Annotated in this window: 23 protein-coding genes; 13 read left to right on the top strand and 10 right to left on the bottom strand. The window is 38.3% G+C overall.

All coding sequences use genetic code 11. The features are described from left to right. The 5 genes from rpmI to ACIQZ2_RS10365 all read left to right on the top strand — a co-directional run. Positions 1–156: 50S ribosomal protein L35 (gene rpmI / locus ACIQZ2_RS10385; protein ID WP_395768789.1), on the top strand; the 156-nt coding region annotated here is incomplete at its 5' end. Between the two features lie 83 nt (positions 157–239). Continuing rightward, positions 240–584 (top strand): 50S ribosomal protein L20, encoded by a 345-nt coding sequence (gene rplT / locus ACIQZ2_RS10380; protein WP_315576201.1) that lies wholly within the window; start codon positions 240–242, stop codon positions 582–584. Between the two features lie 73 nt (positions 585–657). Next, positions 658–1,773 (top strand): cysteine desulfurase family protein, encoded by a 1,116-nt coding sequence (locus ACIQZ2_RS10375; protein ID WP_395768787.1) that lies wholly within the window; start codon positions 658–660, stop codon positions 1,771–1,773. Beyond that, positions 1,770–2,732 (top strand): XdhC family protein, encoded by a 963-nt coding sequence (locus tag ACIQZ2_RS10370; protein WP_395768786.1) that lies wholly within the window; start codon positions 1,770–1,772, stop codon positions 2,730–2,732. Before ACIQZ2_RS10375 ends, ACIQZ2_RS10370 begins: the two co-directional genes overlap by 4 nt. A 1-nt stretch (position 2,733) precedes the next feature. Next, on the top strand, positions 2,734–3,492 hold the full coding sequence (locus ACIQZ2_RS10365; RefSeq protein ID WP_395768785.1) for a DUF3050 domain-containing protein: 759 nt from the start codon (positions 2,734–2,736) through the stop codon (positions 3,490–3,492). 78 nt (positions 3,493–3,570) lie between these two features. Here the strand turns inward: ACIQZ2_RS10365 and dnaK are convergent, their stop codons facing one another. Beyond that, positions 3,571–5,457: a molecular chaperone DnaK gene (gene dnaK, locus ACIQZ2_RS10360; protein ID WP_395768784.1), complete on the bottom strand. Its 1,887-nt coding sequence runs from the start codon at positions 5,455–5,457 to the stop codon at positions 3,571–3,573. A 157-nt stretch (positions 5,458–5,614) separates the two neighbouring features. On the opposite strand from dnaK, the gene ACIQZ2_RS10355 reads away from it, so the two are divergent. After that, entirely contained in the window at positions 5,615–6,610 is a 996-nt protein-coding gene (locus ACIQZ2_RS10355; protein ID WP_395768783.1) for a fatty acid desaturase, read from the top strand. Positions 6,611–6,645: 35 nt separating this feature from the next. Here the strand turns inward: ACIQZ2_RS10355 and ACIQZ2_RS10350 are convergent, their stop codons facing one another. Next, on the bottom strand, positions 6,646–8,946 hold the full coding sequence (locus ACIQZ2_RS10350; RefSeq protein WP_395768782.1) for a family 65 glycosyl hydrolase domain-containing protein: 2,301 nt from the start codon (positions 8,944–8,946) through the stop codon (positions 6,646–6,648). Between the two features lie 80 nt (positions 8,947–9,026). Continuing rightward, positions 9,027–9,674: a beta-phosphoglucomutase gene (gene pgmB, locus ACIQZ2_RS10345; RefSeq protein WP_395768781.1), complete on the bottom strand. Its 648-nt coding sequence runs from the start codon at positions 9,672–9,674 to the stop codon at positions 9,027–9,029. A gap of 183 nt (positions 9,675–9,857) precedes the next feature. On the opposite strand from pgmB, the gene ACIQZ2_RS10340 reads away from it, so the two are divergent. From ACIQZ2_RS10340 to ACIQZ2_RS10310, 7 genes are read left to right on the top strand one after another with little or no spacing between them, the layout of a single operon-like run. Then, the gene (locus ACIQZ2_RS10340; protein ID WP_395768780.1) at positions 9,858–11,570 is read left to right on the top strand and encodes an alpha-amylase family protein; all 1,713 of its coding nucleotides are present in this window, start codon (positions 9,858–9,860) and stop codon (positions 11,568–11,570) included. Positions 11,571–11,574: 4 nt separating this feature from the next. Further along, on the top strand, positions 11,575–12,897 hold the full coding sequence (locus tag ACIQZ2_RS10335; RefSeq protein WP_395768779.1) for an MFS transporter: 1,323 nt from the start codon (positions 11,575–11,577) through the stop codon (positions 12,895–12,897). After that, the gene (locus tag ACIQZ2_RS10330) at positions 12,879–13,622 is read left to right on the top strand and encodes an N-acetylmuramoyl-L-alanine amidase-like domain-containing protein (RefSeq protein WP_395768778.1); all 744 of its coding nucleotides are present in this window, start codon (positions 12,879–12,881) and stop codon (positions 13,620–13,622) included. The genes ACIQZ2_RS10335 and ACIQZ2_RS10330 overlap by 19 nt, the downstream gene beginning before the upstream one ends. Next, positions 13,619–14,749, top strand: coding sequence for a MalY/PatB family protein (locus ACIQZ2_RS10325; RefSeq protein WP_395768777.1), 1,131 nt, complete (start codon positions 13,619–13,621; stop codon positions 14,747–14,749). The genes ACIQZ2_RS10330 and ACIQZ2_RS10325 overlap by 4 nt, the downstream gene beginning before the upstream one ends. A 52-nt stretch (positions 14,750–14,801) precedes the next feature. After that, a complete protein-coding gene (locus ACIQZ2_RS10320) occupies positions 14,802–15,362 on the top strand; it encodes a hypothetical protein (RefSeq protein ID WP_395768776.1) in 561 nt (186 codons plus the stop codon). A 3-nt stretch (positions 15,363–15,365) separates the two neighbouring features. Then, the gene (locus ACIQZ2_RS10315; protein WP_395768775.1) at positions 15,366–17,078 is read left to right on the top strand and encodes an IlvD/Edd family dehydratase; all 1,713 of its coding nucleotides are present in this window, start codon (positions 15,366–15,368) and stop codon (positions 17,076–17,078) included. After that, positions 17,078–17,830, top strand: coding sequence for an SDR family NAD(P)-dependent oxidoreductase (locus tag ACIQZ2_RS10310; RefSeq protein ID WP_395768774.1), 753 nt, complete (start codon positions 17,078–17,080; stop codon positions 17,828–17,830). The genes ACIQZ2_RS10315 and ACIQZ2_RS10310 overlap by 1 nt, the downstream gene beginning before the upstream one ends. Here the strand turns inward: ACIQZ2_RS10310 and ACIQZ2_RS10305 are convergent. From ACIQZ2_RS10305 to ACIQZ2_RS10275, 7 genes are all read right to left on the bottom strand, one after another. Then, the gene (locus ACIQZ2_RS10305) at positions 17,827–18,885 is read right to left on the bottom strand and encodes a dipeptidase (RefSeq protein WP_395768773.1); all 1,059 of its coding nucleotides are present in this window, start codon (positions 18,883–18,885) and stop codon (positions 17,827–17,829) included. The two genes, ACIQZ2_RS10310 and ACIQZ2_RS10305, sit on opposite strands and share 4 nt — an antisense overlap. A 1-nt stretch (position 18,886) precedes the next feature. After that, the gene (locus ACIQZ2_RS10300) at positions 18,887–19,942 is read right to left on the bottom strand and encodes an alanine racemase (protein WP_395768772.1); all 1,056 of its coding nucleotides are present in this window, start codon (positions 19,940–19,942) and stop codon (positions 18,887–18,889) included. Next, positions 19,939–20,718 (bottom strand): SDR family oxidoreductase, encoded by a 780-nt coding sequence (locus tag ACIQZ2_RS10295; RefSeq protein WP_395768771.1) that lies wholly within the window; start codon positions 20,716–20,718, stop codon positions 19,939–19,941. Before ACIQZ2_RS10295 ends, ACIQZ2_RS10300 begins: the two co-directional genes overlap by 4 nt. 1 nt (position 20,719) lies before the next feature. Beyond that, positions 20,720–21,538, bottom strand: a complete 819-nt coding sequence (locus ACIQZ2_RS10290) for an amidohydrolase family protein (protein WP_395768770.1) — start codon at positions 21,536–21,538, stop codon at positions 20,720–20,722. After that, positions 21,535–22,383, bottom strand: a complete 849-nt coding sequence (locus ACIQZ2_RS10285) for a fumarylacetoacetate hydrolase family protein (RefSeq protein ID WP_395768769.1) — start codon at positions 22,381–22,383, stop codon at positions 21,535–21,537. The genes ACIQZ2_RS10290 and ACIQZ2_RS10285 overlap by 4 nt, the downstream gene beginning before the upstream one ends. Before the next feature lie 3 nt (positions 22,384–22,386). After that, on the bottom strand, positions 22,387–23,025 hold the full coding sequence (locus tag ACIQZ2_RS10280) for an SGNH/GDSL hydrolase family protein (RefSeq protein WP_395768788.1): 639 nt from the start codon (positions 23,023–23,025) through the stop codon (positions 22,387–22,389). Positions 23,026–23,069: 44 nt separating this feature from the next. Further along, positions 23,070–23,663, bottom strand: a 594-nt coding sequence (locus tag ACIQZ2_RS10275; protein ID WP_395768768.1) for an SDR family NAD(P)-dependent oxidoreductase, incomplete at its 5' end; no start/stop codon positions are given.

Genomic DNA, 23,663 nt, shown 5'->3' with positions numbered 1-23,663 from the left:
TTCAAAGTAACGGGAACTGGTAAGATTAAGCGTAAACATGCTTTTCACAGCCATATCCTTACTAAAAAAACAACGAAACAAAAGCGTAATTTAGTTCACGCTACTTTAGTTTCTCCGGCTGATATGGATCGCGTTAACTTAATGTTAGGTCTTTAATTATCAGTTTAGTTATTGTTAAACCAGAAAAAAGGCAAAAAAAGTAATCGAAAGATTCGCCTCATTTCAAAAAACAAAAAATTATGCCAAGAAGTGTCAATCACGTAGCCTCAAGAGCTAGAAGAAAGAAAATCCTTAAGTTAGCGAAAGGATTTTACGGTCGCGGAAAAAACGTTTGGACTGTAGCAAAAAACAAAGTAGAGAAAGGTTTGCAATATGCATACCGCGATCGTAAAGTTAAGAAAAGAGATTTTCGTGGGCTTTGGATTCAACGTATCAATGCTGCGGCCCGCCAAGAAGGTATGTCTTATTCAGCTTTCATGGGTAAATATAATAAATCTGGCATGGCACTAAATCGTAAGGTATTAGCTGATTTAGCAATGAACCACCCAGAAGCATTCAAAGCAGTTGTCAAAAAACTTGCTTAGTAAGTAAATGAAAGTCCCGATTTATTCGGGACTTTTTTTTTATCCCGTATCTTTGTTGTCAATTCGTATAACATTGAAGAAACCCATTTATTTCGATTATGCCGCCACCACACCCGTACATCCGGATGTGCTTCAAGCCATGTTGCCCTACTTTTCGGAGGAATTTGGAAATCCGGGTTCAAGCCAACATTATTACGGCTGGGTTGCAGAAGAGGCCGTAGAGTCATCTCGCACAAAGATCAGTAGTTATTTTGGATTAAAACCTTACCAAGTACTATTTACTTCTGGTGCGACTGAATCTAATAATTTAGCGATTCTTGGGTATTTAAAAGATAAACAACCAGGACACCTTATTACTTCTTTAATTGAACACAAAGCGGTACTACAAGTTTTTCAAGCATTGGAATTAAAGGGTTGGTCTGTAACTTATTTAAAACCTAATGAAATAGGTATTATTGATGTGGAAGCCTTTGCTAGGGCGATACGAGTTGATACTTTACTAGTATCTCTCATGATGATTAATAATGAGACTGGAAACGTAACTGATTTTAAATCTATAGCTCATATTTGTAAGCAAAAAGGAATTTGCTTTCATTCAGATGCAACGCAGGCGATTGGTAAGCTTGATCTTTATCGATGCGTTGACCTTCCCGATTTAGTAAGTTTTTCAGGTCATAAAATTTATGGTCCCAAAGGCATCGGTGTTCTTTTAGTCACTTCTTCTATAAACCTGCATGCAATATCTTTGGGAGGTGGTCAAGAAAGAGGTCTTCGACCAGGCACCTTGCCAGTGCAGCAAATTGTAGGCTTAGCTGCTTGTTTCGATTTAATTCCTTCGTTACGAATGGCTGAACAGCAAATTAAGATGTATAAGGAAAAAATTCTTCAAGAGTTACTTGGAGATTACGTGCTTAATAGTGCTGAAAATCAGTCAGTTCCGCATATTGTAAGTATATCGGTTCCTCACGTTTATTGGGAAGATTTATACCGTAAACTAACTACTATTGCGGTTTCTAATGGCTCTGCTTGCAATGCCAAATCTCAATTACCTTCACATGTATTACTAGCCCACGGTCATTCGAGTGATTTGGCTTTATCTACTGTTCGTATTTCATTAAGTTACTTAACGAAAGAAACTGATATTGATTTTTTAATTACTACTTTGAACCAACAGGTTTTTAATTTATGAAAGAGTTATTAATCATTTTGGCTCAGTTGGAACATCTTTTACAGTCAAAGACAAGTTTTGCATTAGCAACGGTCGTACATGTAGATGGTTCAGCTTATCGTAGACCTGGTGCGCGGATGCTAATCGATTCCGAGGGAAATTGGTGGGGAGGAATTAGCGGTGGTTGTTTGGAGGGAGACTTATTAAAGAAGGCTCAAATGGCCATGTTTCAACAAAAGATAAAACGAATTACCTATGATACCCGCGAAGATGATCCTTTTCAATTGGGTATTGGCTTAGGTTGTCAAGGTCTGATTGAAATCATGATTGATCCTATTCGTGAAAATATTCAACAGGTTTACAAAGTCATTAAGTCCCAGATTTTTTCCGGGAAGGGGCAATTTGCTCGTTCTGAATGGTCAACTGATAAATTTTCAATGTCACTTATTAACCAAGCCAATCTTGGATGGGAGGAAACGTCGCAAGTTTTTACGGAGTATTTACCTCCTCGTATACGTATTTGGATTGTAGGTAATCAATTTGATGCTTGCAGCCTGATTGATCTTTGCCTGAATTTAGCTTGGGAGGTTCACTGGGTTGGAAATACGGCAAAAATGCGAAAGTCTATTCGAGAAAAAGTACAAGCGATTTATGATTGGGATTCCGTAACCGGTATGATGTCTTCTGATTGTTTGGTAATAATGACACATGATTTTGAACGTGATGTACAATTTATTAATCAGTATATCGGCGGTACTGCATTTAATTATCTCGGAATTTTAGGACCTTCCAAACGTTTTGAACGACTAGAAAAACAATTAAACGTAAAGCTAGTTTCAGATGTATCAACGCCTATTGGATTGGATTTAGGTGCTGAGGGACCTGACGAGATAGCCGTAGCTATCGTGGCAGAAATCCTAGCGCTGCAAAACAAACGAACGGGGCAGCGGTTAAAATATAGAGAATCAACAATACATTAACATGAGTCAAATTAATAGCCTAAGAGAACAAATTAAACCTTATCAAGAAGCGCTTTATCATCATCCCATTAATTCTTATATTAAATCACATACGGAACTAGCTGTATTTATGCAGCATCATGTATTTGCTGTATGGGACTTTATGTCACTGGTAAAAAAGTTGCAGGCTGAATTGACTTGCGTATCACAACCATGGGTTCCCAAGGGTTCTGCTGATGTTAGGTTTTTAATTAATGAGATTGTGTTAGGTGAGGAATCTGATGTAGACCAACATGGTGTTGTTATTAGCCACTTTGAATTGTATTTACGAGCTATGAAGGAGCTCTCTATCGAGCCCTCTCCTATTTTGAGCAATTTATTGCAAGCACAATCATTGGTCGAGATTCTTCAGAAAATTGCCAATACATCTTTAGCGCCTTCGATTAAACAGTTTTTGAAATTTACTTTTGAGTCTATTGCTAATCGGCCAATCGAAGAAATTGCAGCCATTTTTACTTTTGGGCGAGAAGATTTAATTCCTGGTATGTTTCAACTAATTGTCGATCAGCTTAAGCAAGATTCGCCCGATCAAGTCGAAACACTGGTTTATTACCTTGAAAGACATATCGAAGTTGACGGTGATCACCATAGTCAATTAGCTTATCGCATGATGGAGGAACTTTGTGGTGATGATGCTGATAAATGGCAAAGAGCTGCGAATGCTGCGATTGATTCGTTGAAAGTTCGTAAAGTATTATGGGATGGGGTTGTAGGAGCTTAAAACTAAGAGGTACGAGGTAAGAGTACATAAAAAAAAGCCCGATCTTTCTAGGTCGGGCTTTTTATGTAATAGGTGTTCTTATTTTACTTCTTCGAAAGAGACATCTTCAGCTCCACCGTCTGAAGCAGAATCTGCCGGTTGTGTAGCTTCTCCACCTTCAGTAGCTCCTGCCGCATACATTTCTTGCGAAGCTGCAGTCCACGCTGTATTCAATTTCTCAAGACCTGCGTCAATGGCAGCTAAATCTTGTGATGCATGTGCTGTTTTTAATTCAGTTAATGCTTCCTCGATAGCCGTTTTATTACCTTCTGATAATTTCTCGCCATATTCTTTCAATTGCTTATCTGATTGGAAAATTAAAGCATCAGCTTGGTTAATCTTCTCTACGCGCTCTTTTTCTAATTTATCAGATGCCTCATTTGCTTTTGCTTCATTACGCATTTTTTCGATATCCTCATCCGTCAAGCCGCTTGAGGCTTCGATACGAATCTTTTGCTCTTTCCCAGTTCCTTTGTCTTTGGCAGATACATTTAAGATACCATTCGCGTCAATATCAAAAGTAACCTCAATTTGTGGTACTCCACGTTGTGCTGGAGGTAAACCATCTAAGTGGAATCGGCCTAATGAACGATTGTCTTTTGCCATTGGACGCTCACCTTGTAAAACATTTAATTCTACAGAAGGTTGATTGTCGGCTGCCGTTGAGAATGTTTCCGATTTCTTAGTTGGAATTGTTGTATTCGATTCGATTAATTTAGTAAATACGCCACCCATCGTTTCGATACCTAATGATAATGGAGTTACATCTAATAGAAGAACGTCTTTTACCTCTCCTGTTAATACACCGCCTTGAATAGCTGCACCTATGGCAACAACTTCATCTGGATTTACTCCTTTTGAAGGTTTTTTGCCAAAGAATTTCTCCACTTCCTCCTGAATACGTGGAATTCGTGTTGACCCACCTACTAAGATTACTTCATCAATATCTGAATTTGTATAATTGGCATTTTTCATGGCACGCTTACACGGCTCCAACGTACGTTGGATTAGGCTATCAGCTAATTGCTCGAATTTAGCGCGTGATAAGGAACGAACTAAGTGTTTAGGGATTCCGTCAACGGGCATGATGTATGGCAAATTGATTTCAGTCGATGCACTTGAACTCAATTCAATTTTGGCTTTCTCGGCTGCTTCTTTCAATCGTTGTAAAGCCATCGGATCTTTACGTAAATCGATGTTTTCATCTGCAATAAATTCCTCTGCTAACCAGTTGATGATTACTTGATCAAAGTCATCACCTCCTAAGTGTGTATCTCCGTCAGTTGATTTTACTTCAAAAACGCCATCGCCTAATTCAAGGATAGATACGTCAAACGTACCACCACCCAAATCGAAGACTGCGATTTTCATGTCTTTTCCTCCCTTATCTACACCGTAAGCCAATGCTGCTGCCGTTGGTTCATTGATAATACGCTTAACTTCTAAACCTGCGATTTGACCTGCTTCTTTAGTTGCTTGACGTTCTGCATCGTTGAAATATGCAGGAACCGTAATAACGGCTTCCGTAACGGTTTGGCCGATGTAATCCTCAGCCGTTTGCTTCATTTTGGTTAAAATCTGAGCTGAGATTTCTTGAGGCGTATACAATCGATCCCCTATGCGAACACGGGGTGTATCGTTATTTCCTTGCTCAACTTGATACGAGATAGTCTTTAACTCTGAACTAACTTCAGAGAATTTCTTCCCCATAAATCGTTTTACAGATGAAATCGTATTTTGAGGATTTGTGATGGCTTGTCTCTTAGCAGGATCTCCCACTTTACGCTCGCCATTTTCTAAAAATGCTACAATGGATGGAGTCGTTCTTCTTCCTTCTGAGTTAGCGATAACCACTGCCTCATTTCCTTCCATAACCGCCACACATGAGTTGGTGGTACCTAAGTCAATTCCGATAATTTTTCCCATGATATTATTTAATATTTTCATCCCCATATCACAAGGATAATGCCATTAGGTTATCAACTGTCATATTATGACATATTGTCACATTTAAATATTATCTGATTAATTTCGTCAGTAAATAGGGCTTTGATGTATCTTTACGAATATAAAATCAAACAAAATGTCAACAACAACGGATTTTACTTGGGTAGAAGGTTCTGAGCCTCATCGTCAACGTACGCGTGAAATCATAAAAAAACATCCGGAGGTCAAAAAACTAATTGGTAAGAATCCAATGACCTTTTTGTGGATTTTAGTTTGTGTTGGGATGCAAGTTGGCATAGCTTATTATTTAAAAGATGCTTCATGGGCTTGGATTGTAGGTACTGCATGGTTAGTAGGCGCTTTTCCAACGCATACTTTGTTTGTCTGTATCCATGAATCAGCGCACAATTTGATTTTTAAAAAGAATTGGAAGAATGTTGCTGCGGGAATTATTGCCAACTTCCCTTCTTTAGCTCCTACAGCCATATCTTTTAAGAATTACCACTTAAAGCACCATGCTTTTCAAGGTGTTCATGAATTAGATGCTGATTTACCTGATTATTGGGAGGCTAAATTGATCAATAATTATTTTATAGGAAAAGTGCTTTGGTTAATGTTGTATCCGTTTTTTCAAGGTTTTCGTACGATTCGTTGTATTGAATTAGCGGTTTTTGATCGAGGTGTAATCCTAAATATTATTGCTCAGTTGTCTTTTGATATCGCAATAGTTTATTTCTTTGGCTGGCCAGCTTTAGCCTATCTGGGTTTAAGCTTTTTGTTTTCTGTTGGATTACATCCTTTGGGTGCTCGTTGGATTCAGGAACATTATTTAGTTTTAGACAATAATCAAGAGACGTATAGTTACTATGGACCTTTGAATGGGGTCAATATGAATGTAGGTTACCATAATGAACATCACGACATGCCGTCAATCCCTTGGAATAATTTACCTAAATTAAAGTCTACAGCTCCAGAGTTTTACGATACCTTAAAGTATCATACCTCCTTTGTGAAGTTGTTATTCACGTTTATTTTCTCGCAGGAAATTGGATTGTATTCCCGTATTGCGCGAAAAGAACGGGCCGGTGTCCCCTTGCACGATAGATCTACACCAGACATCGATATGTTATAATGTAAAAAGGTCAGCCATTCGGCTGACCTTTTCGTTTAGATAACTTGCTTGCTGCTTGCTTCAATGGTATAGGTTATTCCTTTGACTTTCAGCGTAATTGGCGTGTTTGATAGGTTATCAATATCGATGCCTTGTTTGTGAACCTTTATGGCTAATTGATTCGATCGGAAACTAATTTTGAAAGCATATTCGTCCCATTGAGATGGTAAAAATGGGTCAAAATTTAATTGATTGTCTTTGATGGTCATTCCTCCAAAGCCCTTCACAATCGACATCCATGTCCCAGCCATACTGGTAATATGACATCCATCTTCTGTATCGTTATTGTAATCATCTAAATCTAAGCGCGCCGCTCGCGTGTAGAATTCATAGGATTTAGCTTCCTTACCTAATTTAGCTGCGATTATATTGTGCACACATGGGCTTAGTGAAGATTCATGTACGGTCAAAGGTTCATAGAAATCGTAATTACGTTCAATCTCTTCTTTGGTAAAGTCATTCTCGAAGAAATACATTCCTTGTAAAACATCAGCTTGCTTAATGTAGCAGGAACGTAAGATTCTATCCCAAGACCAATTTTGGTTAATAGGCCTTTGATTGGCTGGAATGGAATCGACAGGTTCAATTACTTTATCCAAAAATCCATCTTGCTGTAAGTAAATTCCACGTTTTTCATCACGAGGAAAATACATGTTTTGTATGATGTGTTCGAATTTATCAATTTCATGCGATTGGAAATTCGTTTGGACTAATTTTTCTTTAGCCTTTAAAGGGTAATTTGTTTGAATTTCAGTTAATACCTTTAAGGTATATTTTAAACACCAAACAGCAAAATAGTTGGTATACCAATTGTTATTGACATTGTTCTCGTATTCATTGGGACCTGTTACGCCCAACATGACATACTTTTGTAAGTTCTCCGACCAATTTACTCTTTGAGCCCAGAAACGAGAAATACCAATAAGCACCTCCCAACCGTATTCAACGAGATGTTTTCTATCGTTCGTATAATCTACGTAATCTTTTATCGCATAGGCAATGGCACCATTTCTATGAATTTCTTCAAAAGTAATTTCCCATTCATTGTGACATTCTTCCCCATTCATCGTTACCATCGGATAAAGCGCGGCTCCATGGCTGAATCCAAGTTTACCGGCATTTTCAATGGCACGACCTAATTGCTTCCAACGATAAATCAAAAGATTCTTGGCGACTTGTTGAGGTGCTGTAGATAAATAAAAAGGAATGCAATATGCTTCCGTATCCCAGTATGTTGAACCTCCGTATTTTTCACCTGTAAATCCTTTTGGACCAATGTTCAAACGATCATCAGCTCCTGTATAGGTTTGATTCATCTGAAAGATGTTGAAACGAATACCTTGCTGGGCTGCAACATCACCTTTTATCACAATATCATTTATCGCCCATTTAGTTTCCCAAGCGGCTGCATGCTCTTGGAGCATTTGCTCAAATCCTTTTTGAGTGATTTTGCTTAAATATGCGTTTAAGCGAATTAAAAGCTGATCTTGTGGGTGATTTTCTGAACTTAAATTAACGGCATATTTTACAATGGTAAGCGTATCTCCTTTATTAATCTCTATGTTATACTTGAGTTCGCTGTATTTTGTTCTTGTCTTGCTTTGAGCTTTTGAAGTTAATTCTTTATCGTTAACAGTTAATTGAATACTTTGACCCGTTATAACATCAAATTCAGTTTTTTTAGTTCTTGACCAAACATAAGATGTATTTTCGGCAACGCCTACTTGCACCTCATCCCAAAATTTCTCATCATAATTGGAGTCTTTATTTACCACGTCTCCATCTACAAATGCATTTACTTGAATGGTATCTGAAAAATTGATGGCTTTGATACTGTATGAAATAGCCCCCGATTCATCATCCGCCATACTAGTAAACCGTATGGATTTTATTTCAATAGATTTACCTGAATTTAGGGTTATGGAACAGGTTCGAAGGATATACCCTTCTTTCATATTTAATTCGCGGTAAAATGCATTTATGTGGCTTTGGTTAAGGTCTACAATTTCATCTCCAATGGTAATCTCTAAACCATTCCAATTAGCAGCATTTAGAACCTTTGCAAAGTATTCAGGGTAACCATTTTTCCACCACCCTACGCGTGTTTTATCTGGATAATAAACACCCGCTACGTAATTACCTTGTAAGGTTTTTCCCGAATATGTTTCTTCAAATGACCCCCTTTGTCCCATTCTGCCATTACCTAATGAGAAAATGGATTCAGTAACTTCATTAAATTCTGGATGAAATTTATCCTCGATGATTTTCCATTCATCTAGTTTTAAATATTGTTTCATGGGGTTATTCAGTAATAAATTGAATCAAATACAAAAATAGAGTATTGTCCGTTTTTGTAATTTCTGTGCTAAGCTGTTTCTCAAAAAAGTAATAATTCGTTTGCTTTTATTCCGATGAAGTTGGGAATTACTTTGTCTGCCAAATATAAGGTCTCACGATCTCCTATCCCTATGGCTTTCATGTTTCCAGCTTTTGCAGCTTCTACTCCCGCTTGTGCATCCTCGAAAACAATGCATTCGGACGGCTTCATGGCAAGTCCTTCAGCTCCTTTTAAAAAGACCTCGGGATCAGGTTTACTTTTACTAACTGTATTACCATCAATTATGAGATCAAACCAAGGCATTAATCCTGTTTTATCTAAAATAATCTCTGCATTTTTACTCGCCGAACCTAAGGCAATTTTGAAACCTTGGTTTTTAATTTGGTTGAGGAATTCTTCTACACCAGGTAAAATTTCACTACGATTCATGTTACTAATCAAGCGAAGATATTCTTCATTTTTTTCAATAAGCCAGTTTGATTTCTCCTCTTGGGTTGCCGAATAATTAGCCCAATCTAGAATTTTGTTTAATGATTCCACGCGAGAAACACCTTTTAATTGTTCATTTTGTTCTGTGGTTAATTCGTAATTGAATTTTTTTCCAAGATTTTTCCAAGCTTGGAAATGGTATATTGCCGTATCAACAAGAACTCCGTCAAGATCAAAAAGGCATGCTTTGTAAATCATTTATGGTAAAATTTAACTTTTCTGTATAATTTCAAGTATCAAAATTATTACATTTACAGATGCCAAGAAAGCGTTTTCTGCTGTGCTAGGCTGTTTATTTTACTTATGAGGAAATTGCACCTTTTTATATTTTTTATTCTAGCGCTAATTAGCGTTTCATTTAAGTTGAATGCCCAATCGCCTATGCCTGTTAAATCTACATCAGAAAAATTCGTTGTTTATCAAATGATGTTTCATCTCTGGGGAAATAAGCAAACTGATTTAGTTAGAAACGGATCATATAAACAAAATGGTGTTACCAAGTTTAAAGATGTTTCAGATGTAGCGTTGAAGGCATTAAAAAATAAAGGAATTACCCATGTGTACGCAACCGGTTTATTAGAACATGCTACATTGGAGTATTTCGGTGAATTTGGGTCTTTAATTGATCACCCATCGGTAGTAAAAGGACGCGCTGGTTCTCCATTTGCTATTAAGGATTATTATGATGTTAATCCATTTTTGGCTGATAATCCGGCTGAGCGTATGAATGAATTTAAAGCTATGTTGAAGCGTTTTCATGCTAATGGATTAAAGCTTATAATTGATTTTGTTCCCAACCACTTAGCCCGTCAATATTATTCGGATCAAAAGCCCAAGGGTGTTATTGATTTCGGTGTTAATGATAATAAACAGGTTGCTTTTGATGTGAATAATAACTTTTATTATTTGCCTGGTACACAATTTACGACACCTGAAGGTTATCTTCCACCCGTTCCGGTGAATATCCCTTACATTGAAATTCCTGCCAAAGTCAGTGGTAATAACGTGTTTTCTCCTCAACCTTCCATTAATGATTGGTTTGAGACGGTTAAACTAAATTATGGAGTCGATTATCAAAATGGTAATAAAACGCATTTTGATCCCATTCCAAGTACCTGGATAAAAATGCATGAAGTACTTTCCTATTGGACAGATTTAGGTGTAGATGGTTTCCGTTGTGATATGGCTGAAATGGTCCCTGTAGAGTTTTGGACTTATGCCGTTGGAAAAATCAAAAAGCAAAATCCAAAGATTATTTTTATTGCGGAGATTTATCAACCAAATCTTTACCGTGATTATATATTTAAGGGTGGCTTTGATTATTTGTATGATAAGGTAGGTTTATACGATGCTATTCGCCGTTTGATGCAACAGAAACCTGAGGCTAACTGCGCTGACATTACGAAGGTTTGGCAAAATGAATCTGGCGACTTTGCAAATCATATGTTACGGTTTCTAGAGAACCACGATGAACATCGATTGAATACTCCTGCCTTTGCTGCTACTAATTTTTGGTCTACTATTCCAGGTATGGTTATCACAGCATGTTTACATGATGGGCCATTAATGGTATATATGGGACAAGAATTTGGTGAAAAAGCGCAAGAAATCGAAGGATATAATCAAGCAGATGATCGCAGCTCTATGTTCGATTTTTGGCGGGTAGAGACTCATCAGCGTTGGATGAATGGTGGTAAGTTTGATGGAGGTGCGTTAACAACTGAGGAGAAACAAATTGATGCTTTTTATCAAGATTTGTTTAAGCGGGTTTCAACATCGGAAGCTATTTCAAGTGGGGCTTTTTTTGATTTACAATATGCCCAATCGTCAAGTTATCCTTCTCAAAAGGTTTATTCTTTTTTAAGATATACTCAAAATGAACGCCTCCTTATTATGTGTAACTTTGATTCACAAAATGGGCAGGAAGTTGAAGTAGTCATTCCTTCGCTGGCCATGGATATGATGCAAATTGCTCATGTCAATTTAAAATTGAAACACGCATATATACCACCTACTACTGTTGCTGTCAAAGCAACAATTAAGGGTAACAAGGTCTATATACCGGCTAATAGTGCCTTAATGATTAAATTATAACGGAATGATAAGTATTTCAAAACCTAGATTATCCATTACCCAAATCATTAACATGAGTGTTGGATTCCTAGGAATTCAATTTGGTTTTGCTCTGCAAAATGGTAATGCGTCACGTATTTTACAAAGTTTTGGTGCTGACGTTGAGCAATTATCATGGTTTTGGTTGGCAGCTCCGTTAACTGGCATGATTGTTCAACCCATCATTGGATTCTATTCGGATCGAACTTGGAATGTATTGGGTCGGCGGAAGCCTTACTTTTTAACGGGAGCTATTTTGGCAGCCTCTGCCCTCTTTTTCTTTCCACATGCAGGTTCTTTGGCAGGATTTTTGCCTCCAGTAATTGTTGGTGCAAGTATTATGATGATGATGGACGCTTCATTTAATGTGTCTATGGAACCTTTTCGTGCCTTGGTCGCTGATAATTTGCCTGAAGAACAAAATACTTTGGGTTTCTCTATTCAAACATTTTTAATTGGTATTGGTGCGGTTGCGGGTTCTTGGTTGCCATACATTTTAGGTGAATGGATGGGGGTTGCTAAGGATGCTGCAAAAGGACAAATTCCTGATAATGTTACTTATTCATTTTATGTAGGCGGAGTGGTATTTTTGTTGGCAATTCTTTGGACCATTATCTCCACGAAAGAATATTCGCCATCTGAGCGCGAATCCATGGGTTTTAAAGAAGAAGGTCAAAGTGATACCTTGTTTTCCCTTTTTCGGTATATACAGGAAATGCCATTTACTATGCGCCAATTAGGTTTGGTGCAGTTTTTCTCTTGGTTTGGTTTATTTATGATGTGGGTTTTCTCTACACCTGCCATTGCGCATCACGTGTTTAACGTAGTTGCTGACGATCATAGTTCTAGGTCATTTCAAGATGCGGGTAACTGGGTTGGTATTATGTTTGGAGTTTATAGTGCTGTTTCTGCTGTTTATGCGGTATTCTTACCCAAAATAGCTCAAAAAATTGGAAACAAATCAACGCATGCCATTTCCTTGTTAGCTGGAGGGGTTGGATTGTTATCGATTTATTTTATTCATGACCAATACCTATTAATTGCTAGCATGGTAGGCGTAGGGATGGCTTGGGCAAGTATATTAGCTATGCCTTATGCTATATTGTCAGGTTCAATTCCTTTGGCAAAAATGGGCGTATATATGGGAATTTTTAATTTCTTTATTACCATACCCCAAATTGTTAGTAGTATTATTGGAGGTTCCATAGTAAAGCATCTTTTTGGTGGTGATGCCATTTATGCAATCGTTATGGCGGGTGTGTTTTTAATTTTGGGTGCTGTCAGTGTATTATGGATCAAAGAAAAGTAGTTTTTGTTGGTTTGTTATTTAGCTTTTTAACTACCTATGGTCAAAAGCAAGCACCTTCTTTGGTCGACATAGGTAAAAGATTCTTAGGTAAGCCCTATCGAGGTCATATGCTGTCACCAGGCAATCCAGAAAAGTTGATTACATCACAAGACGCCTTTGATTGCTTGACTTTTTTAGAACATTGTTTGGCGACTCGTATTTCTTATGGAAATCCAGCGGGTTTTGTTCCTGCATTAAAGCATGTTCGTTATGCTGGTGATTCTGTTCAATACGAGAAGCGGTATCATTATTTCTCAGATGCTATGTGGCATTTAGGCTATAAAGTAATTCAAGATCCAATTCACCATTCAACAGCTCCGAAGGATTTTAGTTTTTTGTCGAATTACTTAAGAGCACAAAAGTCTTCATCCATTGATATAAATGCACTGGCACAAAGAGAAAAAATACTCTCTAAACGTAAATTTGAATATACAGCAATGAAAGACTTATCTTTTGTATTGCCATTAATTCAAGATGGTGATTTAATTGCACTTGTTGGAAAAAAGAATCATCTAGATGTTTTACATACCTCTATGGCTGTCCGGCAAGGAAATCAGGTACATATTATGCATGCTTCGCAGGAAAAAAAGAAAGTGATTATTTCCCCTCAAACGTTGGTAGAATATCTTAATTCTCATAAACAGTTTATTGGAATTAGTGTATTTAGACCTATTTTTAATGAATGAAAATTTACGACTTTGATCAGGTCATTGACCGGAAAAATACATTTAGCTTTAAATGGGATAACGTTTCGTATGGGGAACGCGAGGTATTGCCTATGCCGGTTGCTGACATGGATTTTCCCGTTGCTGATGAAATTCTTGCCGTTTTAAGTAAAGTTACCGATCACAAAATTCTCGGTTATTCTATTGTCCCTGAATCACTTCAAGTGGCTGCCCAAAAGAAAATATTTTCTGACTATGGTTGGGATACTAAATTGGAATGGCAAGTATGGATTCCAGGAATTGTACCTGGAATTACTGCAGCCTGTGCTGCATTTTCTACGCCAAGTGATGGTATTTTGACTGCAGTTCCTGTTTATCATCCTTTTCATTTAGTAGCAGGATGGCTTAATCACCCCTTGCATACCTTCCCCATGGTCGAGGTGGCTGGTCGGTGGACGTTTGATTTTAAAGCTTTTGAAGCAGCCTTACAGAAAGGTCCTAAAGTATTTTTATTTTGTAATCCACATAATCCGGGAGGAACTGTTTTTACGGCTGAGGAGATTACCGAAATCAAGTTGCTGTGTAAGAAATATGATTGCCTGATTATTTCGGATGAGATTCATGCCGATCTAAAGATAAATCCGGTTGTTAATCATACGTGTATTCAAAGTGAAATTACCTTCTTTGCGACTTCAAAGGCTTATAATACTGCCGGTTTAGGGGGTGCTGTTGCAATTATTCCTGATGCGGCAACCAGAATGGCGTTTCAAAAGAAAACATTAGGTTTTTTCCCCATGCTTTCAAGGCATAGCATTGAGGTAATGTTGGCAACTTATACCATGTCAACAGATTGGTTAAATGCATTGCTACCCTATCTGCGTTCTAATCATGCAATTTTATTAAATCGCATGAATCAATTACCAGGAATTACGATGTTACCGTTAGAAGCTACGTATTTAGCCTGGATAGGCTTTGATGCAAAAATGCATGGTGATTTTCAAAAACGTTTATTTGATAATGGGTTACATGTTTTACGTGGTGATCAATTCCTGGGGGGCGATTTCATTCGTTTAAACTTTGCTTGTCCACAAATTAGTCTATTGAAAGCTATTGATATCATTGAAAAGGTAGTACATGCGTCTGATTAAATCTTTTATTTTTCTTATTTTGTTAGCATGCTTGGGCTTGTTGTTATATTTCATGTCCAATCTTGATGAAGACACTGTACAAGTTGATTTCAAAGATCAATTAACCTTGGCTTCTAATGCTGACTCATTGCTGCGGGAGCAAACGTTGGATACAAGTAAATTAATTGCGACTAAGGTAGTGTCTGCGGTTTATGAAGATTATGAAGTAGTTCTTGAAAAATCGGTTCTTTCAATTTTAAAAAGTAATAAAATTATTTACCATAAGGATTTTCCCAATTTAACCATTCGACAATTACTAATGTCTGACATGAATGAAGATGATGCACCAGAATGTTGGATTTTAGGCCTTAATAAAAGTAATAAATCAGAAATTTTTGCCTTAGAAATCAATGCCGGGCAAATCAATCGAATTAATTTTCCTACCTTGAAAGGTAGACAAGCTTTTGGATATGCTGGTGGTGATTCTTTGTACTTTGATAGATTTGCTATCGTTCGACAATTTAAATATGCCAATGACCCTTACGCAGATCTTTCATCAGGTAATCGAGCTTGTTTTTATCAATTTGGTATAGACCAAAGTTTTGTTTTAAAGAAAACCTTAGATTTAGAATAATTTATGAAACCTAATTTGCGTTCTCAACAATGGTTTGGAAAAACCGGTAAAGATGGATTTATCTACCGTGCGTGGATGAAAAACCAAGGTATACCGGATGATTATTTTCAAGGGAAGCCGGTTATTGGTATTTGTAATACGTGGTCAGAATTGACACCATGTAATGCCCATTTTAGAGAATTAGCTGAATTTGTTAAGAAAGGTGTTATCGAGGCAGGTGGATTTCCAGTGGAATTCCCTGTGATGTCACTGGGTGAAACGTTGATCAAGCCTACAGCCATGTTATATCGCAATTTGGCGAGTATGGACGTGGAAGAGTCTATTCGCGCAAATCCAGTGGATGGTGTTGTCTTAATGTGTGGTTGCGATAAAACCACTCCTTCCCTCGTGATGGGAGCAAGTAGCGTAGATTTACCTACCTTGGTTATCTCAGGTGGGCCGATGATGAAGGGTAAATTTAAAGGCAAGGAAATAGGAACATCGGATGTGTGGCGTTTTGCTGAAGCCTATAAACTGGGTGAATTATCTCAAAAGGAATTTATTGAAGCGGAAGCTTGTATGGCACGTACGCCTGGACATTGTGCTGTGATGGGTACGGCTTCTACGATGGCTACGATGGTGGAAGCTTTAGGCTTAAGTTTACCTCAAAATGCGGCTATTCCCGCAGCTGATGCACGTCGCAAGGTATTGGCGCAGCATTCTGGTCGTCGAATTGTCGAGATGGTCAATGAGGATTTGAAAATGTCAAAGGTTTTAACTCGACAAGCTTTTGAAAATGCGATTCGTGTCAATGCGGCTACAGGTGGATCAACGAACTTTGTGATTCACTTGTTGGCCATTGCTGGTCGAATTGGCGTGGATTTACACTTAGATGATTTTGATAAGTTCTCTTTGAATATTCCATTATTGGCAAATATTCAGCCATCTGGTGAGCATTTCATGGAAGATTTGTATTACGCGGGTGGTTTGCCAGCTTTAATGAATCAAATGAAGGAACATTTGCATACGTCCAGCATAACAGTTAATGGCAAGACTATTGGTGAGAATATTGCGGATACACCTATTTATGATCCTACTATTATTTCGTCATTCGCTGAACCATTCAAGCCTGATTCAGGAATTGCCGTGGTACATGGAAATTTAGCTCCTCAAGGAGCTGTTTTGAAACCTTCAGCTGCCTCTCCTGAATTATTTAAGCATCGTGGGAAAGCGGTCGTTTTTGAAAATATTGAAGATTATCACGCGCGAATTGACTTACCAGACTTGGATATCGATGAAAACTCGGTCATGGTGCTAAAAAATGTAGGTTTGAAAGGATATCCTGGAATGGCTGAAGTTGGCAACATGGGAATACCGAAAAAACTGCTTGAAAAAGGGGTAAAAGACATGGTGCGTATTTCTGATGGGCGTATGAGTGGAACGGGTTTCGGAACGGTCATATTGCATGTTTCGCCTGAATCAGCCGCTGGGGGGCCTTTGAATTGGGTTCAAAATGGTGATTACATTTCATTAGATGTGGAAAATCGATCTTTAAATTGGGAGGTTTCTGTGGAAGAATTAGCTGCGCGAAAATTAGCCCAACCGTTATTGCCTCCAACTCATCCGCGCGGATATGTGAGTTTATTCATTGATCATATTGAGCAACCTGATAAAGGTGCGGATTTTGATTTTTTAAAGGGTGGTTCTGGATCTGTTGTCACACGTGATTCACATTAATGAAATTATACGTCATCACAGGTGCTGGGCAAGGAATCGGATTTGAGTTAGTTAAACAACTCTTATCGGATGGTCATTATGTTGTTTGGAATGAAATAGATGCCAGTGTAATGGCTGCTACAACCCAGCACTTAAATGAGTTAGGATTGCATAATCATGTTTGTATTCATGCAGACGCAAGTTCTGAAGCGTTTCTAGCTGCATTGAACGAGGTATTAGATCAATCGATGCATGAGCTTACTGGTGTCGTATGTAATGCTGGAATTACGACATTTGGTGACTTTTGGTCATACCAGCGCACATCCATGGAACAAATCTTGCAAGTGAATCTCGTGGGTACTTTTTTCCTAATTCAATCTCTTTCGAAACGTTTTAGAGAAAAGCAGATTGCGGGTTCCATTGTAGTTATGTCATCAGTTACAGGTCATCAAGCACACCCGGATTTGGCTGCCTATGGCATGACGAAAGCCGCTTTAAATCAGTTGGTGAAGAATTTAGTGATCGATTTATCTCCATTCCATATTCGGATTAATTCGGTTTCACCGGGAGCTACGATCACGGAACGCACACTTAAGAATACAGAATATCAATCTGATTGGGCGGAAATTACGCCTTTGGGAAAGGCAGCTGATGTTTCGGACATTGCTGCCGCTACGCTATTTTTCTTATCAGATCAGGCTAAACACATTACGGGTCAAACCTTAATCGTGGATGGTGGATGGACTTCCATTAGCCCTCCGCCAAAACACTAGGCCCAGGCTTTTTCTAAAAAATTCAACCAGTTTTGGTGGCAGATTTTTTTGATATCATCTTCCGAGAAACCTCTTTTAGCCAATAGATTAGGAATTTTTTGCAAGTCGGCAATGGTCTCCAAATCATTCGGACATTGTTCTTTGCCAAATCCACCATCTAAATCCGTACCCATCCCCACATGATTCGTGTTGCCTGCTAGGTCACAAATATGGCTCAAATGGTCAATCATGGTGTTTAATGTCACTCCCATGGATTTTGGCGTTGATTTACCTCGCTCCCAATTGGGTACCATCATCCATGCATCCAATGGCATACCGATGACTGCTCCCCGACGAATTAATTCTTTAAACTGAGCATCTGAGAATTGGCGATTATGATCCACCAGGGCCCGACAATTATGATGACTTGCCCAAACATGGCCGTCAAAGTGTTCCATCGCTTCATCAAAACTATCATCACATAAATGCGTGGCATCTAATATAATGTTCAATTCCCGCATTTTTTGCAGTAATTCACGCCCTTTTGGGCCGATACCTCCGGTCGCATTTGTTCCTTGTGCATATCTCCCAGGTCCGTAATGTGCTGGTCCTAAAGCGCGCAAGCCTGCTTCATGGGCTATTTCTAAATATTCTACTGAAACAATGGAATCCGCTCCTTCTAAACTTAGGATATATCCAATGGTGTGTTGATCCGACGGCCAGGTTTCTATAAGGGAATATAATTCGGGTAAATTCCGGATTGGACGCAGATCATTACTTCGCTCTAATGCTTTGTAATACGCTAATTGGCCTTGTGTTTGTGCCCAAGCTTGTTCGGGTGAATTCCAACCAGGTAGTGAAGAATTTCGGTCAACATACCGTGCGATTTGAGTAGCTACGACTAAACCTATATTTCCCTTTCGCAACTCATCTAAAGAAACAGTAGCTAATCCGCGATCAGGTTTATCGGTTAAATGTTTTTCGCGTTCATTAATCTCTTTAATGGAAGCTCGCAAATCACGGTTCCATTCTAAAGCGTTCATGCTTAAATCTAAATGTGCGTCTACGATAAACATTCTACACGGTTATTTTACGATCTCTCGCCGCTACTTTCCATACGCTTCCATCTCCTATTTGTAAATACTGATGTAAAGCCACAGTTGGGCAAATATGATACGGATACATGCGAATAATATCTCCTATTTGAATCGATGAACTATCTCCAACTTCAACGATTCCGTGCTCTTCACTTTGACTCAATAATTTCCAATCTGGGTGATCAATAAATTGTAATCGATTATCAATACCATTTTCAGGAGCAACGGACTTATGACCTACATCCATGGAAATTGTGTGGTTAGTAGGTATTGATATCACGCGACCGATGACTTGAACCGCTAATTTCAGACTGTTTTCGGGGTATAATTTGGCATAACCTGTGTCAAAAAATACAAATGTACCTGGACTACAAACGTAATTGGGGTTCTTATGATGCACCAAAAAACTAGGCGTCCCCCCTACCACTAATTCTAAATTATTTCTTACCTGTGGCAGAAGTGCATAAAAACTTTGAAAATCTTGCTCAATATGCTTTTTTCTGTCTTCAAGATTAATGTCGCGAATATGTCCATCATAAGCATGTAAGCCAACTAAATTTAAATTGGGTAATTGTTCAATTAAGTTGATCAAAGGAACTGAATCTTCTGGTTTTATACCTGTTCTGTTCATGCCCATATTTAAATCTACATAAACTCGTTGATTTATAGACACATCATTTAATGCATGAGCTGTTTGGTTATCATCTAATAAACAAGCAAAAGATGTCTTTGGATACTTGTTTTTAAGTTCTAAAAAACGGGTTAATGTAGTGCCCGTGGGCTGCATCGATAAAAGTACATCAGGTGCTTCATCCAGAGCGAGAAGTTCAGCTTCGGCGATTGTGGCTGCCTTGAATTTCGTTATTCCAGCCGCAAGTAACATTTGATTTACTTCCCGTGTCTTATGCGTTTTAATGTGTGGTCGTAATCGCGCAGGATTATTACCAACTTGACTAAATACCCATTCTATATTCGCTTGAACAATTTTTGGATTTATCAGTAATCCGGGACTTTCTATATTTGTGTAATCTATCATAATGCACGATCTAAATGAACATATCCACCGTCCACATGGATTAATTGTCCTGTGGTATGACTTGATTTAGGTGACAATAAGAAAGCGACCATTGCTCCTAACTCATCTGCCGTAGTCATTCGTTGGCCTAAAGGTATTTTTGACTCAATTTCAGCTAATTTTTCTGTTGGATTTGGTAAGGTTTGAATCCATTTTTCATAAAGTGGCGTATAGCATTCGGCTACGATTACCGCATTCACTCGAATGTTAAATGGCAATAATTCAACTGCCCATTCACGCGTTAATGCGTTTCTACCTCCATTCGCAGCTGCATAAGCTGAAGTTCCACCTTGTCCAGTTTCGGCTGTTTTGGAACCTATATTAACAATGGCACCTTTTGATTTTTTCAAATATGGTAAACAGGCTTGAGCCAATAAATAGTAATGAACAAGATTTGCATGTAACGATTGCATAAAACGCTCATACGTGCCATTTTCGAGTCCTACCCCATCATTAACCCCCGCATTATTCACGAGTCCATCTATTCTGCCAAACATTTTTACAATGTCCTCTACCACACGTGTACATTCTTCAGGTCGAGTTAGTTCAGCGACAAATGAAAAAGCTTGTCCCCCTGTGGCTTGGATGATGTTGATGCAAGCTTGGTTATCGGCTTCGTTACGGCCAACAATAACAACCATCGCAGATTCTAAGCCTAAGGCTTGACTGATTCCTGCGCCTATTCCCTTGGCGCCACCGGTTACAATGATTACTTTTTCTTTGAGTCCTAGATTCATATTAGTCTAATGCGTAAAAGTTGATGCAATTCGATTGATTCATTTTTTCTTGTTCCGACTTGCTTAGCGATTGAATTTGAGTCGTGTAAACTTCAATCCACGTATCTAATTCAGCGGCTACTTTAACCACAGGATAGTCTGTACCAAACATCAAACGATTTGGTCCAAATACGGCTAATGCGGTATCCACTACCTCTTTAATTTGATCCTTGGTCCAAGTTTGCCAATTGGCTTCGGTTACTAAACCGGATATTTTGGCAGATACATAATCCAGTGATTTAAAGGCTTGTAATTCTTTTTTCCAAATGCCTAAATCACCTGATTTAATTGGAGGTTTTGCCAAATGGTCTAATACGATTTTCTGTTCAAGACTTTGACAAAATTCAATGCCTGACTTCAACTGATGTGGTAAAATCAGTAAATCATAGGTATAATCGAAGGCATCTAGCGCACGAATACCTTTTAAAAATGCGGGTCTTTTTAGAAAATCAGTATCTTTTTCACCTTGAACAATGTGGCGAAAACCTTTTAGGGATTCAAATTGTGAGAAATAGGCTAAGCGATCTTCAATATTAGTTTGTTGGAGATCCACCCAGCCAACCACTCCTTTAATAAAATCGGATTGTTCTGCTAAGGCTAAAAGAAATAAAGTTTCTTCTTCAGAAGATGCCGCTTGTACTGCTACACAACTTTGAATTCCTTTTGAACGAAATGTATCTTCATCAGGATAGAAATCAGCGCGAATAACGGACATTTCTGGTGTTATCCAGGCGTCTCGTTCTTCATCATAGTTCCAGAAATGTTGATGGGAATCAATCATTTTGAATACGCTACAGCTGTCTGTTTTTGTTCTCCTAAACCTTCCATTCCTAAAGTTACTACGTCACCAGCTTGTAAATATATAGGTGGTTTGAAACCTAATCCTACACCATGTGGTGTCCCTGTAGAAATTACATCACCCGGTAAAAGGGTCATGAATTGGGAAATATAGGACACTACTTGTGGAACGTTAAAGATTAACTGATCTGTGTTCGATGTTTGAAAACGCTTTCCATTTACATCGAGCCACATGTTTAAATTATGTACATCTTTTATCTCCTCTTTCGTAACTAAAACAGGTCCTAAAGGTGCGAATGTGTCACACCCCTTTCCTTTGGACCAGTTACCACCGCGTTCTAATTGGTATTCGCGTTCTGAATAATCATTATGTAAACAATAGCCAGCTACAAAATCATACGCATCAGATTCTGAAACATATTGGGCTTTTTTGCCAATAACTATAGCTAATTCCACTTCCCAATCTGTTTTGGTAGATCCCTTTGGAATAACTACAGGATCGAATGGACCACTCAGGGCTGTTGTTGACTTAAAGAATAGTATGGGCTCCGTTGGGATTTCTGCACCTGTTTCACGCGCATGATCTGCATAGTTCAATCCCACGCAGATAATTTTGGATGGTCTGGCCACACATGAACCAATACGCTTAGGTGATTTGATTTCAGGTAAATCTGTAGAGGCGACTATTTTTGCTAGTTTGGTTAAACCATCTGCAGCGAAAAATGCTTCATTATAATCTTGAACATGTGCTGATACATCTAAATAGCGACCATCGATGAGTATCGCTGGTTTTTCTTGTTCAAATTCTCCTATTCTTACTAATTGCATCGACTATAATTTTTTGATTGTTTCCCACATGGTCTCAGCTAAAAACTGGTTACCTGCGTCATTTAAATGTACACGATCTGTTGTTAATATGCCTGAAGCCTTATTCTCAATATTATTTTTCTCCTCGTAACTTAAAAATGCTTTACGTAGATCGATCAATTTACATTGATTATCTGTGGCAATTTTACGAATGACATTGGAATACGAATTTAGGTCACCGTCATTCTCATTTGTTGCATCGAACTTCTCGCCAATGACCGTTGGCGTACATATAACTACTTGAATATTAGCTTTTTGTAACCTTTTGATTAAAGCTGTATAGAATCTTTCAAACTTGTCTGGATCTGTCCCCGTACGCGAGGTTGTTTTATGCCACACGTCATTAATTCCTACATAGATGATGACAATATTGGGTTTTTTAGCAATGACATCTTCTTCGTGTCGCAGGTATAAATCATAGATTTTATTGCCCCCAATTCCCGCTCCGATTAACTCATATTTGCTTGCTAGGCCTTGTGCACCCAGCATTTCAGCCATTTTGGTAATGTAACCTGTTTTGTTAACCCCAGCTTGTGTGATTGAATCACCAAAAAACACGATACGTGTAGGATTTTCTAATGTTTTGTATGAGCTAAGGCTCATGCAGATTAAACAAATGATGCTTAAAATTTTCGTTTTCATAGGTTTTAATTGTTTAGATAAATGAATCCACCGTCAATTGGATAATCACATCCTGTGATGAATGCGGCTTCATCTGAGCATAAATATAAGGCTAAATTGGCAATTTCATCAGGTTTAGCCATGCGACCTAATGGCTGTGTTTTTGATAATTTTTCAAACATTTCTGCTTGATTGTCTGGATAGTTTTTTGCGATAAATCCATCCACAAATGGTGTATGGACGCGTCCTGGTGATATGCAATTGCATCGAATGCCTTGATTGATATAATCTTTGGCTACGGATTGCGTCATAGATTTAATCGCCCCTTTGGTCATCGAGTATCCAAAACGATCCGGAATTCCTACAGATGCAGCTACAGATGCCATATTTAAAATGACACCTGACTTTTGTTTCACCATGTTTGGGATAAAAGTGTACATGCAATGATATGCGCCCTTTACATTAACATCAAAAATACGCTGGAAGTCGGCAGGACTCGTTTTTTCTAAATTACCAATCTGTGGAATACCTGCATTATTGACCAATATATCGATAGATGTCAATCGCATGGCAATTTGCTCCACCATTTCAAGGTCGGTAATATCTGCTTGATGAAAGTT

It is taken from the genome of Aquirufa sp., from assembly GCF_044342065.1.
Lineage (GTDB): Bacteria > Bacteroidota > Bacteroidia > Cytophagales > Spirosomataceae > Aquirufa.
This window is presented reverse-complemented; position numbering and strand designations above follow the sequence as displayed.

Coding starts and splice junctions, on each gene's coding strand:
- dnaK (WP_395768784.1), bottom strand. CDS start 5,457: ATGGGAAAAATTATCGGAATTGACTTAGGTACCACCAACTCATGTGTG.
- pgmB (WP_395768781.1), bottom strand. CDS start 9,674: ATGATTTACAAAGCATGCCTTTTTGATCTTGACGGAGTTCTTGTTGAT.
- ACIQZ2_RS10365 (WP_395768785.1), top strand. CDS start 2,734: ATGAGTCAAATTAATAGCCTAAGAGAACAAATTAAACCTTATCAAGAA.
- ACIQZ2_RS10310 (WP_395768774.1), top strand. CDS start 17,078: ATGAAATTATACGTCATCACAGGTGCTGGGCAAGGAATCGGATTTGAG.
- ACIQZ2_RS10315 (WP_395768775.1), top strand. CDS start 15,366: ATGAAACCTAATTTGCGTTCTCAACAATGGTTTGGAAAAACCGGTAAA.
- ACIQZ2_RS10330 (WP_395768778.1), top strand. CDS start 12,879: ATGGATCAAAGAAAAGTAGTTTTTGTTGGTTTGTTATTTAGCTTTTTA.
- ACIQZ2_RS10300 (WP_395768772.1), bottom strand. CDS start 19,942: ATGATAGATTACACAAATATAGAAAGTCCCGGATTACTGATAAATCCA.
- ACIQZ2_RS10325 (WP_395768777.1), top strand. CDS start 13,619: ATGAAAATTTACGACTTTGATCAGGTCATTGACCGGAAAAATACATTT.
- ACIQZ2_RS10340 (WP_395768780.1), top strand. CDS start 9,858: ATGCCTGTTAAATCTACATCAGAAAAATTCGTTGTTTATCAAATGATG.
- ACIQZ2_RS10320 (WP_395768776.1), top strand. CDS start 14,802: ATGTCCAATCTTGATGAAGACACTGTACAAGTTGATTTCAAAGATCAA.
- rplT (WP_315576201.1), top strand. CDS start 240: ATGCCAAGAAGTGTCAATCACGTAGCCTCAAGAGCTAGAAGAAAGAAA.
- ACIQZ2_RS10285 (WP_395768769.1), bottom strand. CDS start 22,383: ATGCAATTAGTAAGAATAGGAGAATTTGAACAAGAAAAACCAGCGATA.
- ACIQZ2_RS10350 (WP_395768782.1), bottom strand. CDS start 8,946: ATGAAACAATATTTAAAACTAGATGAATGGAAAATCATCGAGGATAAA.
- ACIQZ2_RS10355 (WP_395768783.1), top strand. CDS start 5,615: ATGTCAACAACAACGGATTTTACTTGGGTAGAAGGTTCTGAGCCTCAT.
- ACIQZ2_RS10335 (WP_395768779.1), top strand. CDS start 11,575: ATGATAAGTATTTCAAAACCTAGATTATCCATTACCCAAATCATTAAC.
- ACIQZ2_RS10295 (WP_395768771.1), bottom strand. CDS start 20,718: ATGAATCTAGGACTCAAAGAAAAAGTAATCATTGTAACCGGTGGCGCC.
- ACIQZ2_RS10290 (WP_395768770.1), bottom strand. CDS start 21,538: ATGATTGATTCCCATCAACATTTCTGGAACTATGATGAAGAACGAGAC.
- ACIQZ2_RS10305 (WP_395768773.1), bottom strand. CDS start 18,885: ATGTTTATCGTAGACGCACATTTAGATTTAAGCATGAACGCTTTAGAA.
- ACIQZ2_RS10370 (WP_395768786.1), top strand. CDS start 1,770: ATGAAAGAGTTATTAATCATTTTGGCTCAGTTGGAACATCTTTTACAG.
- ACIQZ2_RS10280 (WP_395768788.1), bottom strand. CDS start 23,025: ATGAGCCTTAGCTCATACAAAACATTAGAAAATCCTACACGTATCGTG.